Source organism: Variovorax sp. ZS18.2.2 (genome assembly GCF_024701975.1).
Lineage (GTDB): Bacteria > Pseudomonadota > Gammaproteobacteria > Burkholderiales > Burkholderiaceae_C > Variovorax.
This window is the reverse complement of record NZ_JANLNM010000002.1, coordinates 121,074-136,607: the sequence shown is the minus strand read 5'-3', so window position 1 is coordinate 136,607 and position 15,534 is coordinate 121,074. Positions and strand designations below refer to the sequence as shown.

2 protein-coding genes are annotated in these 15,534 nt (G+C 68.9%); both read right to left on the bottom strand.

The features are described from left to right. Window positions 1-9,042, bottom strand: a complete 9,042-nt coding sequence (locus NU688_RS11075; RefSeq protein ID WP_257860654.1) for a non-ribosomal peptide synthetase — start codon at window positions 9,040-9,042, stop codon at window positions 1-3. After that, window positions 9,042-15,530, bottom strand: a complete 6,489-nt coding sequence (locus NU688_RS11070) for a non-ribosomal peptide synthetase (RefSeq protein WP_257860653.1) — start codon at window positions 15,528-15,530, stop codon at window positions 9,042-9,044. The genes NU688_RS11075 and NU688_RS11070 overlap by 1 nt, the downstream gene beginning before the upstream one ends. Between the last annotated feature and the right edge of the window lie 4 nt (window positions 15,531-15,534).

The window sequence follows — 15,534 nt, the reverse complement described above, 5'->3', positions numbered from 1 at the left end:
TCAGACCTCGAACGCAGCGGCCTGCGGGGCGGCACCGAGCGCCTTCGCATCAGCCGCGGGGATCTGCGCCAGCGTGGCGCGGTCGCACATCGCACCCATCGCGACCACGATCTTGCGCGGCCCCTCGTACGGGTCCCGCGCATGGGCCGCGAGCATGTTGTCGAGCATCACCACGTCGCCCTGGCGCCAGTCGAATCGCACGGCGCAATCTTCGTAGGCACGGCCGACGATCGCCATGGTCTGGTCGTCGATCGGCGTGCCGTCGCCGTAGGTCACATGCCGGGGCATGCTGTCCAGGCCGCCCGCCAGGGCCAGCAGGTCCTCGCGCACATCGGCCTCCAGGCAGCTGACGTGGTGCAACTGGATCTGGTTGAAGAACACGCGATCGCCCGTGACGGGATGCGTGATCACCGCCGGGCAGCGGTTGCGGGTCTGCAGCGTGTCGTCGTCCAGCCAGCGCCAGGCAGTGCCGGCCAGCGCGAGGCGCGCCTCGACCTCCGCCTTGCTGTCGGTCTTGAAGAAGTCCTGCCAGCTCACGTCGAAGCGAGGCAGGAAGGTACGCACGTACATCAGCTCCTTGCGTTCGAACTCGGCCACCATCTCGGCCGGCAGGCGGCGCAGCATCTCGCGGCAATCGACGATGGGCGTGGCGCCGCCCACGGGCGAGGGCAGCTCGCAGAAGAACCACTGCTTGCGCGGCCAGCGGTCCAGGTGCGAACTCTCGTTGTGGTAGAGGATCATCTGGCGCTCGGGGTACGGCGTCGAACGGTAGGTCCTGCGCCCGCCTTCCTTCTTCGGCAGATCGCCATAGCTGCCGTAGAGCTCGGGTTCGATGGTTTCCGCGAACGCCTCGAACTCCTGCGGCGTGCGCAGACCGAAGTTGCGCAGCAGGATGCCGCCGTACTTGCCGAGGCTGGCCTCGATGTACTGGCTCTGCTCCCGGGCCCATGCCACCGCATCGATGTCGCTGCTCGTGGCCTCGATGACCAGGGGAAAGGTGCGCTGGTCCGACAGGAAAGAAGTGCGCACGGGCGAGCGCGGTGCCGACTGGATGTCGCGATCCTTGTTCACGACCTTCTTGAGCTTCTGCAATTTGCCCAGCGCGGGCGAAGTGGATGACATGGTTTTTCTCTCCGGGTTGGATTGAATGAAGAAACTTTCCAGCAGGCCATCGGGTGCCGCGACCACCTGCTGCAAGAGGTCGTGCCACGCGGCGGACGTCCGTTCGATGGTTTCGCGCAGGTACAGGCTGGAGGCAAAGGTCCACTCGGCCCTCAGGCCCTCTTCGGTCTCGTTCACGAAGACCGCGAGGTCGAACTTCGAGGTCGCCCCCGATTTCGGGAGCTGCTCGATGGCGATGCCGGGAATCTCGAAGCGTCCTTCGGGCATGTTCTGCATGACGAACAGCACCTGCACCAGCGGGTTGTGCTGACGACTGCGAGGCGTACCGACCAGTTCGACGATCTGGTCGAACGGCAGGTCCTGGTGCTCGAAAGCCGACAGCGTGCTCTCCTTGACCATCGAGAGCCATTGCGCGAACGGCAGCGCGGGCGCGAGCCGGGAGCGCAACGGCACGACGCTCACGAAAAATCCGATCAGGTCCTCAAGCGCCGGATGGTCGCGCCCCGCGACGTCGGTGCCCACCACCAGATCGTCCGACCCGCCCTGCCGGTGCAGCACGAGCAGGAAGGCCGACAGCAGCAGCACATACAGCGAGGTCTTCTGTTCGCGCGCCAGGCCTCGCAGCGACTGCGCGAGTTCATGCCCGATGTCGATGCCGAACGTATCGCCCGCCACCGACGCCACGCTGGGCCGCGCGTGATCGGGCCGCAGCGTCGACAGGGCCGGAGCGGCTTCGAGGTAGCTGCGCCAGAACGCCGTGTCGCGTGCGGCAGTCTGCGCGAGCTTGCGGTGATGCCAGTCGGCGTAGTCCGCGTACTGGATCGCGAGCGGCTGCAGCGGCGAATCCCGTCCCTCCCGCAGTGCCGCGTACAAGGCCATGAAGTCACGCACGAAGACGGCCTCCGACCAGCCGTCGAACACGATGTGATGCACGCACAGGAGCAGCACGTGCACCTCGGGCTGCAAGCGCAGGATCGCTGCCGCGAAGGCCGGCCGGGCAGTCAACTCGAACGGGGTGGCTGCATGCGCGGCCAGCGCATCGTCCACCGCAGTGGCCTGCGACGCGTCCGGAAGGTGCGAGAGATCCGTCAGGGCAACGACGAGGCCGGCTTGCGGCGCAATCCGCGCCACGGGGTCGCCGTCGTCGTTCTCGGGGAAGCTGGTTCGCAGCACTTCGTGCCGCTGCACGAGGGCATCGAGCGTGGCGCGGACCAGGTCGACGTCGAGCGCGCCCGACAACCGCAGCGCAGCCGACAGGTTGTAGGCCGCGTGCTTGCCGGTCGACGCGTCCGTCAGCCGGTCCACCAGCCACAGCCGCTGTTGCGCGGGCGAGAGCTTCATTTCGCCGGTGCGCGCCACCGGCTGCAGCACAGGCAGCGGGCTCACCGGCGACGCATCGCCAGCCGTGCCTCGCGCGACGTTCGCGAGATGGCGCAGCACCGGATGCTCGAAGATCTTGCGCAGCGGCAGGTCGAACCCGCCCTCGACGCGTGCCCGCGACGCGAGTTGCGCAGCCAGCAGCGAGTGCCCGCCGAGCTCGAAGAAGTCGTCGTGCCGCCCCACGCGCGCCACACCCAGCACCGCGGTCCAGATCGCGGCCAGCTTCTCTTCCACCGCGCCCTGGGGCGCCTCGTAGACCCGCTCGCTCGCGAACTCCGCCGCGGGCAGCGCCTTGCGGTCGACCTTGCCATTGCCGTTCAGCGGCAGGCGTTCGAGCACCACGATGACGGACGGAACCATGTAGTCGGGCAGCCCCTGCGCCAGCCGGTCGCGCAGCGCAGCCGTCTCCACGACGTGTCCCGCCTTCAGCGCGATGTAGCCGGCCAGCGATGCGCCACCCGCGCCTTCGCGGGCCACCACCACGGCTTCACGGACTTCGGGCTGCGCCAGCAACTGCGCCTCGATCTCGCCCAGCTCGATGCGGAAGCCCCGCACCTTCACCTGGTGGTCGATGCGGCCCAGGTACTCCAGCTGGCCTTCGTTGTTCCAGCGCACCAGGTCGCCGGTGCGGTACAGGCGCTGGCCGTCTGCGGTCGCGATGAAGCGTTCCGACGTCAGTCCGGCGCGCTGGAAGTACCCGCGCGCCAAGCCGATGCCGCCGAGGAACAGCTCGCCCGGCACGCCCACGGGCGCCGGATTCAAGGCCGCGTCCAGCACGCGCAGCTGCGTGGCCGCGATCGGCCCGCCGATGCGCGGGCCGCCTTGTACCTCGGCCGCCGTCGACCAGATCGTCGTTTCGGTCGGGCCGTACATGTTCCAGAGTTCGACGCCGACAGCCCGCAGATCCTGCGCCAGGTCCGCCTGCAATGCCTCGCCGCCGCACAGGCCCTTGAAGTTCGCGAGCCGGCTGCCGTTCCAGCCGGTGGTCCGCAGGAGCCGCCAGCCCGCGGGCGTCGACTGCAGCACCGTGGCACCGCACGCATCCATCAGTTGGCCGAGCGCGCTTCCGCTGCGCACGACGTCCCTGGACGCCAGCACGAGGCGCGCCCCGCTCAGCAGCGGCAAATACAGCTCCAGTGCGGCGATATCGAACGACAGCGAGGTGACCGCGACCAGCACGTCGTCCGCGCTCATGCCCGGTGCCTCCTGCATGCTCAGCAGGAAGTGGCTGAGCGCCAGGTGGCGCACCATCACACCCTTCGGTTTTCCCGTGGATCCGGAGGTGTAGATGACATAGGCGAGGTTCTCGCCGCGCAGCGCGATCCGCGGGTCGGCGTCGGAATGGTTGCCGGTGTCCAGCGTGTCCAGCGCCAGCACCTGCAGCGCTTCGGTGCCCGGCACCAGGGTGCGCAGATGGCTCTGCGTGAGCAGCAGGCCGATGCCGCTGTCGGCCATCATGTAGGTCAGCCGGTCGACCGGATACTCCGGGTCCAGTGGCACATAGGCAGCGCCGGCCTTCAGGATCGCCAGCACCCCGACCACCATCTCGATGGAGCGCTCCACCGCGATCCCCACTTTCGTCTCCGGCCCCACGCCCAGAGTGATCAGGCAGTGCGCCAGGCGATTGGCCCGGGCATTGAGTGCCGCATAACTCAGCGTCTCGTCGCCGAAGACCAACGCCACCGCATCGGGCTTGCGCGCCGCCTGGCGCTCGAACAGGCGATGCACCGGCGCGTCCTCGACATAGCGCAAGGGGTTGTCGCCCCACGCGGCAAGCTGGTGCCGCTCGCCCTCGGACATCACGTCGAGTTCGCAGATCGGCTGCTCGGATTGGCTCGAAAGTCCCTGCGCAATGGCCTCCAGGGCCGCGACCATCAGGCTGCACACGCGCTCGGCGTCCGCAGCCTCGTGGATCTGCGCGATCAGCTCGAAGCCCTCGCCCAGGTCGTCCACCGAGATCTCGACCGGATAGTTGGTGCGCTCCCTGCTGCCGAGGATTTCCATGCCTTCCCACAGCGGACCTTGCTCGGCGGTCTTTCCCGGCTGCGCGCCGTAGCGGTAGTTCAGCAGTGCGGTGAACAGCGGCATCCGTTCCGGCACGCCACTGCAGCGCAACGCCAGCGACAGGCTGGCGTACTCGTGATGCATCAGATCGCTCAGCACGGCATGCGTCTGGCGCACGCACGCCTGCACACCTTGCGTTCCCAGGCGGACACGCACCGGCAGGGTGTTGATGAACATGCCCAGCGCCCGGTCGGCATTCGCGCCGCCCTGCATGCGGCCGAACAGCACGGTGCCGAACACGACATCGTCCCGACCCGTGGTCTTGCCCACCACCAATGCCCAGGCCAGGTGGAACAGCGCCGCGGCGCTCACTCCATGGCGCTGCGCCTGGCGCCTGAGCTGGACGGCGAGTGCCGTGTCCAGCGTGCGCGAGGCTTCCCGCACCCGGGTGCCATCGCCCTGCACATCGAGCAGGCCGAAGGGTGCCGTCGGTTCTTCCACGTCGGCCAGCATCCGGCTGAAGAAGGCCTTGTGCTCGTCCTGGCTCGTGTGGAGCCTGGCCTGCCCGACGAAGCGCCGGAACGGCACGGGTGTCGACAGCTTGGAGCGCCGCCCTTGCTGGATCAGACCGATTTCCTCGACCACCAGCTCCAGCGTGGTGTGGTCGGCCACGAGGTGATGGCTCGGCAACTGGAGCAGCCAGCGCGCGTTGTCCGCGTCATGGGCCGCAACGGCCCGCAGCATCGGTGCCTTGCGCACGTCGATGCGGTGGCGGCCCGGGTCGACGTGCGCGGCGAGCCGCTGCGACACGCTCGCTCCGGGCGATTGCGCCTCGGGCAGCCACTCAAGTTCGAGCACGGCCTGGCGATGCACCACCTGAACCGGTTCGGGAAGGTCTTCCCACATGACAGCCGTTCGCAGGATGTCGTGGCGCGCGATCACTTCATTGAAGCTGGCGACGAAGTTCTCGAGCCTTTCGCGGCTGTCGAAACCCAGGCTGTCCAGCGTGATGAAGGCGTCGCCCTCGGTCTGCAGCATGTGGTGGAACAGCATCCCCTCCTGCATCGGCACCAGCGGGTAGATGTCCTGGATGTTGCCGGCTCCACCCGGCACCGCCGCCTCGATGCGTGCGATCTGCGCAGCGTCGAGCGCCACCAGTGTCAGCATCTCCGGCTGGATCGCAACGCAATCCGCCGGGATGCCATTGGAGGGAACGGCCACCTCGCGCTGCACCGGCTCCTGCGCCAGCGCCTGGACGAAGGCGCCGAACTGGGGCTGCTGGAACAGCGTGCGCACCTGCGTCGTCCAGCCCTGGACGCGCAGGCGCTCCAACAGCCGCAGCGCCAGCAGCGAATGACCGCCCAGTTCGAAGAAATTGTCCTGGCGGCCCACGCGCGGCACGCCCAGCACCTCGGCCCAGATCTGCGCCAGCTTCTCTTCCACCTCGCCCTCGGGCGCCTCGTACGCCTGGGCACTGGTGAACTCTGGCGCCGGCAGCGCCTTGCGATCGACCTTGCCGTTCGCGTTCAGCGGCAACGCCTGCAACCCCACCAGCGCCGCGGGCACCATGTAGTCGGGCAGCTTCTCGCCCAGCCGCTGGCGCAGCTGCGCCGTGTCGATGGCATCGCCCGACACATACCCCACCAGCCGCACACCCGAGGGCCCCTCGTTGGCCACCACCACCGCCTCGCGCACCCCGGGCTGCGACAGCAAGCTCGCCTCGATCTCCCCCAGCTCCACCCGGAAGCCCCGGATCTTCACCTGATGGTCGATGCGCCCCAGGTACTCCAGCTGCCCCTGCGAGTTCCACCGCACCAGGTCTCCGGTGCGATACAGCCGCCCTCCCGCCTCATCGAACGGGTCCGCCACGAAGCGCTCCGCACTCAGGCCCGCGCGCCCCAGGTAGCCGCGCGCCAGCAGCGCTCCCCCGATGCACAGCTCGCCCGCCGCGCCTTGCGGCACCAGGCCGAAGTCCGACCCCACCACGCGCAGCGCTCGCCCCGCCAGCGGCGTGCCGATCGGCATGCGCTGCGGCTGCTCATGACCCTCCTCCAGGTACGGCGCGCAGTCCAGGATCGACGCGGTCACCGTCGCCTCCGTCGGCCCGTACGTGTTCAGCAGCGTGATCCCCGCCAGCCCCGCCCGGCGCCACGCATTGAGCCCCTCCGGCGGCATCGCCTCGCCGCCCGCATGCACCTGGCGCAGCGCCCCGTAGGAGCGCTCCCCGTGCCGCGCGAAGTCCTGCGCCAGCAGCAGCCAGTAGGCCGTGGTCAGGTCGGCCACGCTGATGCGCTTGTCGATCAGCTCGCGGTAGAAGGTCTCGCTGTCCCACAGCTGCGGGCCGCGCAGCACGATCGCCGCGCCGGCCACCAGCGGCGGGAAGGTCTGCTCCACGAAGCCGTCGAAGTTCAGTGTGGAGAACTGCAGCATCCGGTCCGTGGGCACCAGCCCGAAGAAACGCACCGACTCCTGCGCGTGCTGCACCAGCGCGCGGTGCGCGATGCCCACGCCCTTGGGCCGCCCGGTGGAGCCCGAGGTGTAGATCAGGTACGCCAGGCTCTCGCCGTGCAGCGCGACCTGCGGGTCGTGCGCGGGCTGTGCGGGTTGTGCTGGCTGTGTGGACTGCTCCAGCGTGTCCAGCTCCAGCGTGGCCAGCGTCCGGCTGAACGGCAGCCGCGCGGCCACATGCGATTGCGTCAGCAGCAGCGCGATGGCGCTGTCCTCGGCCATGTAGGCCAGCCGCTCGGCCGGGTAGTCCGGGTCCAGCGGAACGTAGGCGCCTCCGGCCTTCAGGATCGCCAGGATCCCCACGATCATCTCCACCGAACGCTCCACCGCGATGCCCACCCGCGCCTCGGGCTTCACGCCCAGCGCGATCAGCCGGTGCGCCAGGCGGTTGGCTCTCGCGTTCAACTCGCCGTAGCTGAGCACCTGCTCGCCGAAGACCAGCGCCTGCGCATCCGGGGTCCGCTGCGCGTGCGCTTCGAACAGGCGGTGCACCGGCTCACCATCCTCGTAGCGCTGCGCGTTCACCCCGCGCTCTGCAAGCTGACCTCGCTCGGCAGCGCCCAGAAGCGCCACCTCGCCCAGCGCCTGTTCGGGATGGTCCGCCAGCGCCTGCAGCAACGCCAGGTAGTGCCCTGCCATGCGCTCGATGGTGGAGGCGTCGAAGAGCTCCTGCGCATAGCTAAACCTCGCATGCACCCGGCCATCGGGGCTCTCGTCGGTGTCCAGCATCAACTCGAACTGCGCGGCCTGCGCGGCCAGGCGATAGGGCGCCAATGCAAGGCCCGACAGGCCATTCAGACCCGAGAAGTCTGCGCGCTGGTGATTGAACAACACCTGGAACAGCGGATGGAGGCTCGGGATGCGCTCGGGCTGTAGGGCCTCGACCAATTGCTCGAACGGCAGGTCCTGATGCATCTGCGCACCCAGTGCCGCTTCGCGGGTCTGCGCCAGCAGCTGCGACAGGCTTGCGCGGGGGTCCACCACGCCGCGCAACACCTGCGTGTTGACGAAGAAGCCGATCACGCTTTCGGTCTCCACGCGCTGGCGGTTCGCGATCGGCACGCCCACGCGGATGTCTTCCTGCCCGCTGTGGCGCGCGAGGAGCGCCTGGAACGCGCTCAACAGGGCCATGAACAGCGTCGCGCCCTGGCCCTGCACGCGCCTGTTCAGCGCCTGCACCAGCGGCGCGGGCAGTTCGATGCGATGGACCGCCTCGCTGTAGCGCGCGTCGGGCTGGCGGGCATGGTCGAGCGGCAACTGCAACACCGGCTGCGTCTCGCCCAGCTGCGCCTTCCAGTAGGCGAGCTGGCGTTCCTGTTCGCCGGCCTCCAGCCAGTGCCGCTGCCACACCGCATAGTCGGCGTACTGGATCGGCAGCGGCTGCAATGCCACCGCCTCGCCGTGCACACGGGCGCGGTAGTGCGCCACGAACTCGTCCACCATGATCTGCAGCGACCATCCGTCCGACACGATGTGGTGCATCACCAGCACCAGCACATGGACATCCGGCGCCAGGCGGATCAGGCCGACCCTCAGGAGCGGCCCCTGCGTCAGGTCGAAGGGCGTGCCGCCGATGCGCCGTGCCTCTTCGTGGGCCATGGCTTCGCGCGCATCGATGTGCGCCTGGCTCAGGTCCAGCAGCGAGAAGTCGAGCTCACTGTCCTCGCGGATCACCTGCTCGGCGGATCCGTCGGCATCGGCGCGGAACACCGTGCGCAGCGATTCGTGACGCTTGACCAGGGCTTCGAAGCTCGCTCGTACCGCATCCACGTCCAGCGCGCCGGTCAGCTCGATTGCATCGCTGATGTGATAGGCCGTGCTCTGCGGGTCCAGCTGCCACAGGAACCACTGGCGCAGCTGTGCATAGGACACATGGCAGCGGTCCGAGGCCGAGTCCTCGCGCGCGAGGATGGGAAACTGGTCGAGCGTCAGTCCCTTCGAGCGAATCCCCTGGTAGACGACACGGCGCTGTTCGGTGGGCAACCGGGCAAAGCGCTCTGCAATGCGACGGGTCGCAGTTGTTTCCATCAAACAGCCTCCATGCTGTCAAGCAGTGAATCGATTTCCGCCAGCGCCAGATCGGTGGCGCCCTCTCCGGGCATGCCGGCCAGCAGAGCGGCCTGCGTCGCGAGCGTCGGATGCTGGAAGACGTCGCGGATCGTGAGGCGGCCTTGCGCGAAGCCCTGCACACGCGCCACGAGCTGGGTCGCCAGCAGCGAATGGCCGCCGAGCTCGAAGAAGTTGTCCTGGCGACCCACACGCGCCACGGCCAGTACCTCGGCCCAGACGGCCGCCAGCTTTTCTTCCACCTCGCCCGCAGGCACCTCGTACGCACGCTCGCTGATGAATTCCGCCGACGGCAGGGCCTTGCGGTCGACCTTGCCGTTGGCATTGAGCGGCAGCGTCTCGAGCACCACGATCGTCGCCGGCACCATGTACTCGGGCAGCGCCTGGCCCAGGCTGATCTTCCATCCGGCGATGTCGGCCGCATGGCCGGCATGCATCGACACATAGCCCACCAGTCGTGCCCCGGCGGGGCCTTCGTTGGCTACCACCACCGCCTCGCGCACCGCGGGCTGTCCCAGCAGTTGCGCCTCGATCTCCCCCAGCTCGATGCGGAAGCCCCGCACCTTCACCTGATGGTCGATGCGACCCAGGTACTCCAGTTGTCCTTCGCTGTTCCAACGCACGAGGTCACCCGTGCGGTACAACCGGCCGCCCTGGTCATCGAAGGGATCGGCCACGAAACGCTCGGCCGTCAGCCCCGTGCGATCGAGGTAGCCGCGCCCCAGGCCGACACCGCCCAGGTACAGCTCGCCGGCCACGCCCTCGGGCACGAGGCCCAGCGCGCCATCGAGCACGCAGACCTTGAGGCCATCGATGGGACGACCGATAGGCACCTGGTTGCGGCCGTCCGCACGGCACTGCCAGTGCGTCACGTCGATCGCCGCCTCGGTGGGGCCATAGAGGTTGTACAGCCGCGCGCGCGGCAGCCGCTGGAACACCGCGTTCTGCGCTTCGGCCGGCAAGGCCTCGCCGCTGCAGACGATGCGCTCCAGGCTCTCGCAGGCCTCGACGCCTTCGTGCGCCAGGAAGGCCAGCAGCATCGACGGCACGAAGTGCAGCGTGCTGATGCGGTGCTGGCGGATCAACGCCACCAGCCGCTCGGGGTCGCGGTGGTCGCCCGGGTTGGCCAGCACCAGGCGCGCGCCGGTCATCAGTGGCCAGAAGAATTCCCACACCGAGACGTCGAAGCTGAACGGCGTCTTCTGCAGCACGGTGTCGCTGCCGTCCAGGCCGTAGGCCGCCTGCATCCAGGCCAGCCGGTTGTGCAGCGCCCGGTGCCGGTTGGCTGCGCCCTTGGGGCGGCCGGTGGAGCCGGAGGTGTAGATGACGTAGGCGAGGTTCTCGCCATGCAGCGCGACCTGCGGGTCGTGCGCGGGCTGGGCGTCCAGCACCAGCGTGTCGAGCGACAGCACCCGCAAGCCTTCGAGGCCGGGCACGCTCAGGTGGCTTTGCGTGAGCAGCAGCGCGATGCCGCTGTCGGCCACCATGTAGGCCAGCCGCTCGGCCGGGTACTCGGGGTCCAACGGCACATAGGCGCCGCCGGCCTTCAGGATCGCCAGCAGGCCCACGACCATCTCGATGGAGCGCTCCACCGCGATGCCCACCTTGGCCTCGGGCTTCACGCCCAGTGCGATCAGGTGGTGCGCGAGGCGATTGGCCCGCGCATTGAGTTCGCCGTAGCTCAGCGTCTGCTCGCCGAAGACCAGCGCCGCGGCATCGGGGTGCAGTGACACCTGCTGCTCGATCAGGCGATGCACCGGCGTCGCATCGGGATGGCCTTGCGGATTCGTGCCCCAAGCCGCGAGCTGCGCGCGTTCGGCCGCGCCGAGCAGCGCCACCTCGCTCGCCGCCTGCTCGGGGCGTTCGGCCAGTGCCTGCAACACCGCCAGGTAGTGCCCCGCCATGCGCTCGACGGTCACGGCATCGAACAGCTCCGCCGCGTAGGCAAAGCTCGCCCGCACGCGTCCGTCCGGGCTCTCGCTGGTCTCCAGCGTAAGTTCGAACTGGGCGGCCTGGCCGCCCGTGTCGACCTCGGCCAGCCGCAGTCCCGGCAGTTGCTCCAGCGCCTTGAGGTCGCCACGCTGGTGATTGAACAGAACCTGGAACAAGGGATTCACGCCCAGCACGCGCTCCGGCTGGAGCGCCTCGACGAGCTGTTCGAACGGCAGGTCCTGGTGGGCCTGCGCGCCCAGCGTGGCCTCGCGGGCCTGCGACAGCACCTGCGACAGGCGGGTGCGATCGTCCACCACGGCGCGCAGCACCTGCGTGTTGACGAAGAAGCCGATGACGCCCTCGGTCTGCGGCCGATGGCGGTTGGCGATGGGGATGCCGACACGCAGATCCTGCTGCCCCGTATGGCGGCGCAGCAGCACCTGAAAACCTGCGAGCAGTGCCATGAACAACGTGGCCTGCTGCTGCCGGGCGCGCTGCTGCAACCCCTTGACCAGCGCATCGGGCAGATCGAAGCCGTGGCGGGCGACGCTGTAGCGGCCGTCCACGCGCCGCGCGCGATCGGTCGGCCATTGCAGCACCGGGTGTTCGGTGCCCAGGTGGGCCTTCCAGTGCGCGAGCTGGCGCTCCTTCTCGCCGGCTTCGAGCCAGTCGCGTTGCCACGCGGCGTAGTCGGCGTACTGGATCGGCAGCGGCGGCAGTTCGGGCGATCGGCCCTGCAGGTGCGCGCGGTACTGCGCCACGAATTCGTCCACGATGATCTGCATCGACCAGCCGTCGGAGACGATGTGGTGCATCGCCACGACCATCAGGTGGTCCTCGGCCGACAGGCGGATCAGATCGACGCGCAGCAACGGGCCCGCGCCGAGATCGAAAGGCACCTGGCTCAGGCGCTGCGCCTGTGCCATGGCGAGCGCTTCGCGCGCATCGGCGGGCGAAGCGCCGAGGTCGACCAGCGTGTAGCCGAACGCGTCGTCCTGCCGGATCACCTGGTGTGCGAGGCCTTGCGCGTCAGCGTGGAACACCGTGCGCAGCGATTCATGACGCCGCACCAGCGCCGCAAAACTCGCGCGCAGCGCCGGTACATCGAGCGTGCCGGTGAGTCGAAGCGCACCGCTGATGTGGTACGCCGTGCTCGTCGGATCGAGTTGCCAGAGGAACCATTGGCGCAACTGCGCGTGGGAGAGTGCGAGCTCCCCCGCGCGCCGCGATGCCGGCAGCACCGGGATCGACGAAACCTCGGCCGCTGCGTCGCGTTCTACCGCCTGTGCAAGCGCGGTCAGGCTCTGGTGTTCGAGCATCTGGCGCGGGCTCGCGTGCAGGTCGGCGCGATGGGCGCGCGCGACCACCTTCAGGCTCAGGATCGAATCGCCGCCGAGTTCGAAGAAGTTGTCGTTGCGTCCCACGCGCGCCACGCCCAACACCTCGGCCCAGATGGCCGCCAGCGCCTGCTCCACCACGCCCTCGGGCGCCTCGTACGCCCGCTCGCTCGTGAACTCCGCACGCGGCAGCGCCTTGCGGTCGACCTTGCCATTCGCGTTCAGCGGCAGGCGCTCCAGCACCATCACCACGCCGGGCACCATGTAGTCGGGCAGCGCCCGGCCCAGCCGGCCGCGCAGCGCGGTCACGTCGATCTGCTGGCCCGCGTGTGCCGAGACGTAGCCAACAAGCCGCGCGCCCGATGGACCTTCGTCGGCCACCACAACCGCTTCACGCACCTCGGGCTGTGCCAGCAACTGCGCCTCGATCTCTCCCAGTTCGATGCGGAAACCGCGCACCTTCACCTGGTGGTCGATGCGCCCCAGATACTCGATCTGGCCTTCCGCATTCCAGCGCACGAGGTCGCCCGTGCGGTACAGCCGCTGGCCGTTGTTCGTGGCCACGAAGCGCTCGGACGTCAGGCCCGCGCGATTCAGATAGCCCCGCGCGAGGTTGATCCCGCCCAGGTACAGCTCACCCGCCACGCCTGCGGGCACTTCGTTGAGCTGCGCATCGAGCACGTACGCCTGCGTGTCGCTGATGGGCCGGCCGATCGGCACCTGGCTCAGCCCGTCGTCGCGGCAGGTCCACTGCGTGACGTGGATGGTGGTCTCGGTCGGGCCGTACAGGTTCTGCAGCGAGGCGCCCTTCAGGCGCTGCAGGGCTTCGCGCTGCGTGGCCGCGGGCATGGCCTCGCCGCCGCAGATGATGTAGCGCAGCCGCGTGGTGGCCTCGATGCCTTCGTGCGCCAGGAAGGCCTGCAGCATCGAGGGCACGAAGTTCAGGGTGGTGATCTGGTGCTTCTGGATCAGTTGCACCAGCCGCTCGGGGTCACGGTGATCGCCGGGGTTGGCAATCACCAGTCGCACGCCGGTGGTCAGGGGCCAGAACATCTCCCAGCACGAGACGTCGAAGCCGAACGGCGCCTTGTGCAGCACGGTGTCGGCCTCGGTCAGGCGGTAGGTCTCCTGCATCCAGGCCATGCAGCTGTACAGGGCGTCGTGGCGGATCGCCGCGCCCTTGGGCTTGCCGGTGGAGCCGGAGGTGTAGATGACGTAGGCGAGGTGTTCGCCGTGCAGGGCGACTTGCGGATCCGTCTCCACTTCGGACGACGTATCGAGCGTATCGAGCTCCAGCACCTGCAGGGCTTCGTTGCCGGGAATCAGGCTGCCCAGATGCCGCTGGGTCAGCAGCAGCGCGATGCCGCTGTCTTCGACCATGTAGGCCAGGCGGTCGGCCGGGTACTCAGGGTCCAGTGGCACGTAGGCGCCACCGGCCTTCAGGATCGCCAGGATGCCCACCATCATTTCGACCGAGCGGTCGACCGCGATGCCCACGAGGGCCTCGGGCTTCACACCCAGCGCGATCAGGTGGTGGGCCAGACGGTTGGCCCGCGCATTGAGTTCACCGTAGCTCAGCGCTTCATCGCCGAACAGCAGCGCGGTCGCATCGGGCGTTTGCCGTGCGTGCTGCTCGATCTGCCGGTGCACCGGCTGCGCGCCTTCGTGCCTGCGCGTGTTCTCGCTCCACGACGCAAGCTGCGCGCGCTCGGTCTTGTCGAGCAGCGCGACATCGCTCACCGCCCGCTGCGGCTCATTTGCCAGCGCCTGCAGCACCGCCAGGTAGTGCCCGGCCATGCGCTCGATGGTCTGCACGTCGAACAACTCCGACGCATAGAGGATGGTCGCGTCGACCCGGCCGTCCTCGAGTTCGAGCGTCTGCAAGGTCAGCTCGAACTGCGCGCCCTCTTCCTCGAAGTCCAGCCGCTGCACGGCAACGCCGGGCCACTCGGCCAGCGAGCGATGGTCGCGGCGCAGGTGGTTGAACATCACCTGAAACAGCGGATTGGCGCTCAGGCTGCGCTCGGGCTGCAGCGCGCCGACCAGTTGCTCGAAAGGCAGGTCCTGGTGCGTCTGCGCGCCGATGGCGGCGTCGCGGGTCTGCACCAGCAGATCGGCCAACGTCATGCGCGCATCGATCCGCGAGCGCAGCACCTGGGTGTTGACGAAGAAGCCGACGACCCCCGCCGTCTCGGCGCGGTTGCGGTTGGCAATGGGCACGCCGACGCGCACATCCGTCTGCGCCGTGTGGCGGAACAGCAGCGCGTTGAAGCCGGCGAGCAGCGCCATGAACAACGTCGCGCCCTGCCCTTGCGCCTGCTGCCGCAGCCGCTCGATGGTGTCGGCGGGCAGCGCGAAGGTGTGGTGCGCCGCGCGATAGCGGCCATCGGCCTTGCGCGGGTGATCGGTGTGCAGCGAGATCACCGGCTGCTCCGTGCCCAGGTGACCGCGCCACCAGCCGAGCTGGCGCTCGCCCTCGCCCTCGGCCAGCCACTGGCTCTGCCAGAGGGCGTAGTCGGCGTACTGGATCGGCAGCTCGGCATGCACGGGCGCCTGGCCCTGCACGCGCGCCGCGTACTGCACGGCCAGCTCGTCCAGGATGAGCTGGACCGACCAGCCGTCCGACACGATGTGGTGCATCACGACCAGCAGCCGGTGGCTTTGCGCGCCGGTGCGCAGCAGCACGGCGCGCATCAGCGGGCCGCGCGTGAGATCGAAGGGCTCGGTGCAGATGCGCCGCACCTCCTGCTGGATCGCCGCATCGCGCGCCGCGCCATCCAACGCAACCAGGTCGATGCAGGACAGCGCGATGTCGGCCGTCTCCTGGACGACCTGTTCCACCTCACCGTCGCCGGCTTCACGGAAGACGGTGCGCAACGATTCGTGGCGATCGACCAGCGCCTGCACGCTGGCGCGCAGCGCCTCGGCGTCGAGGCTGCCATCGAGGACGAGGCCGCCGCTCAGGTGATAGGCGGTGCCCGCCGGGTCCAGCTTCCACAGAAACCACTGCCGTTGCTGCGCGAAGGACAAGGCGATGCGCTCGCCCGCCGAGCGCCGCGGAATCGACGACCGCTCGGGACGGTCGGCGCTGCCCGCGCCGCGCAGGCGCTGCGCCAGCTTCGCGCGTTGTTCCGCCGTCAGGTTGGCACGGCGCGTGGAGATGTCTTGGATGTCGGACATGGAT

Excerpts from the sequence above, each read along its gene's own strand:
- NU688_RS11075 (WP_257860654.1), bottom strand. The coding sequence starts at position 9,042 with ATGGAAACAACTGCGACCCGTCGCATTGCAGAGCGCTTTGCCCGGTTG.
- NU688_RS11070 (WP_257860653.1), bottom strand. The coding sequence starts at position 15,530 with ATGTCCGACATCCAAGACATCTCCACGCGCCGTGCCAACCTGACGGCG.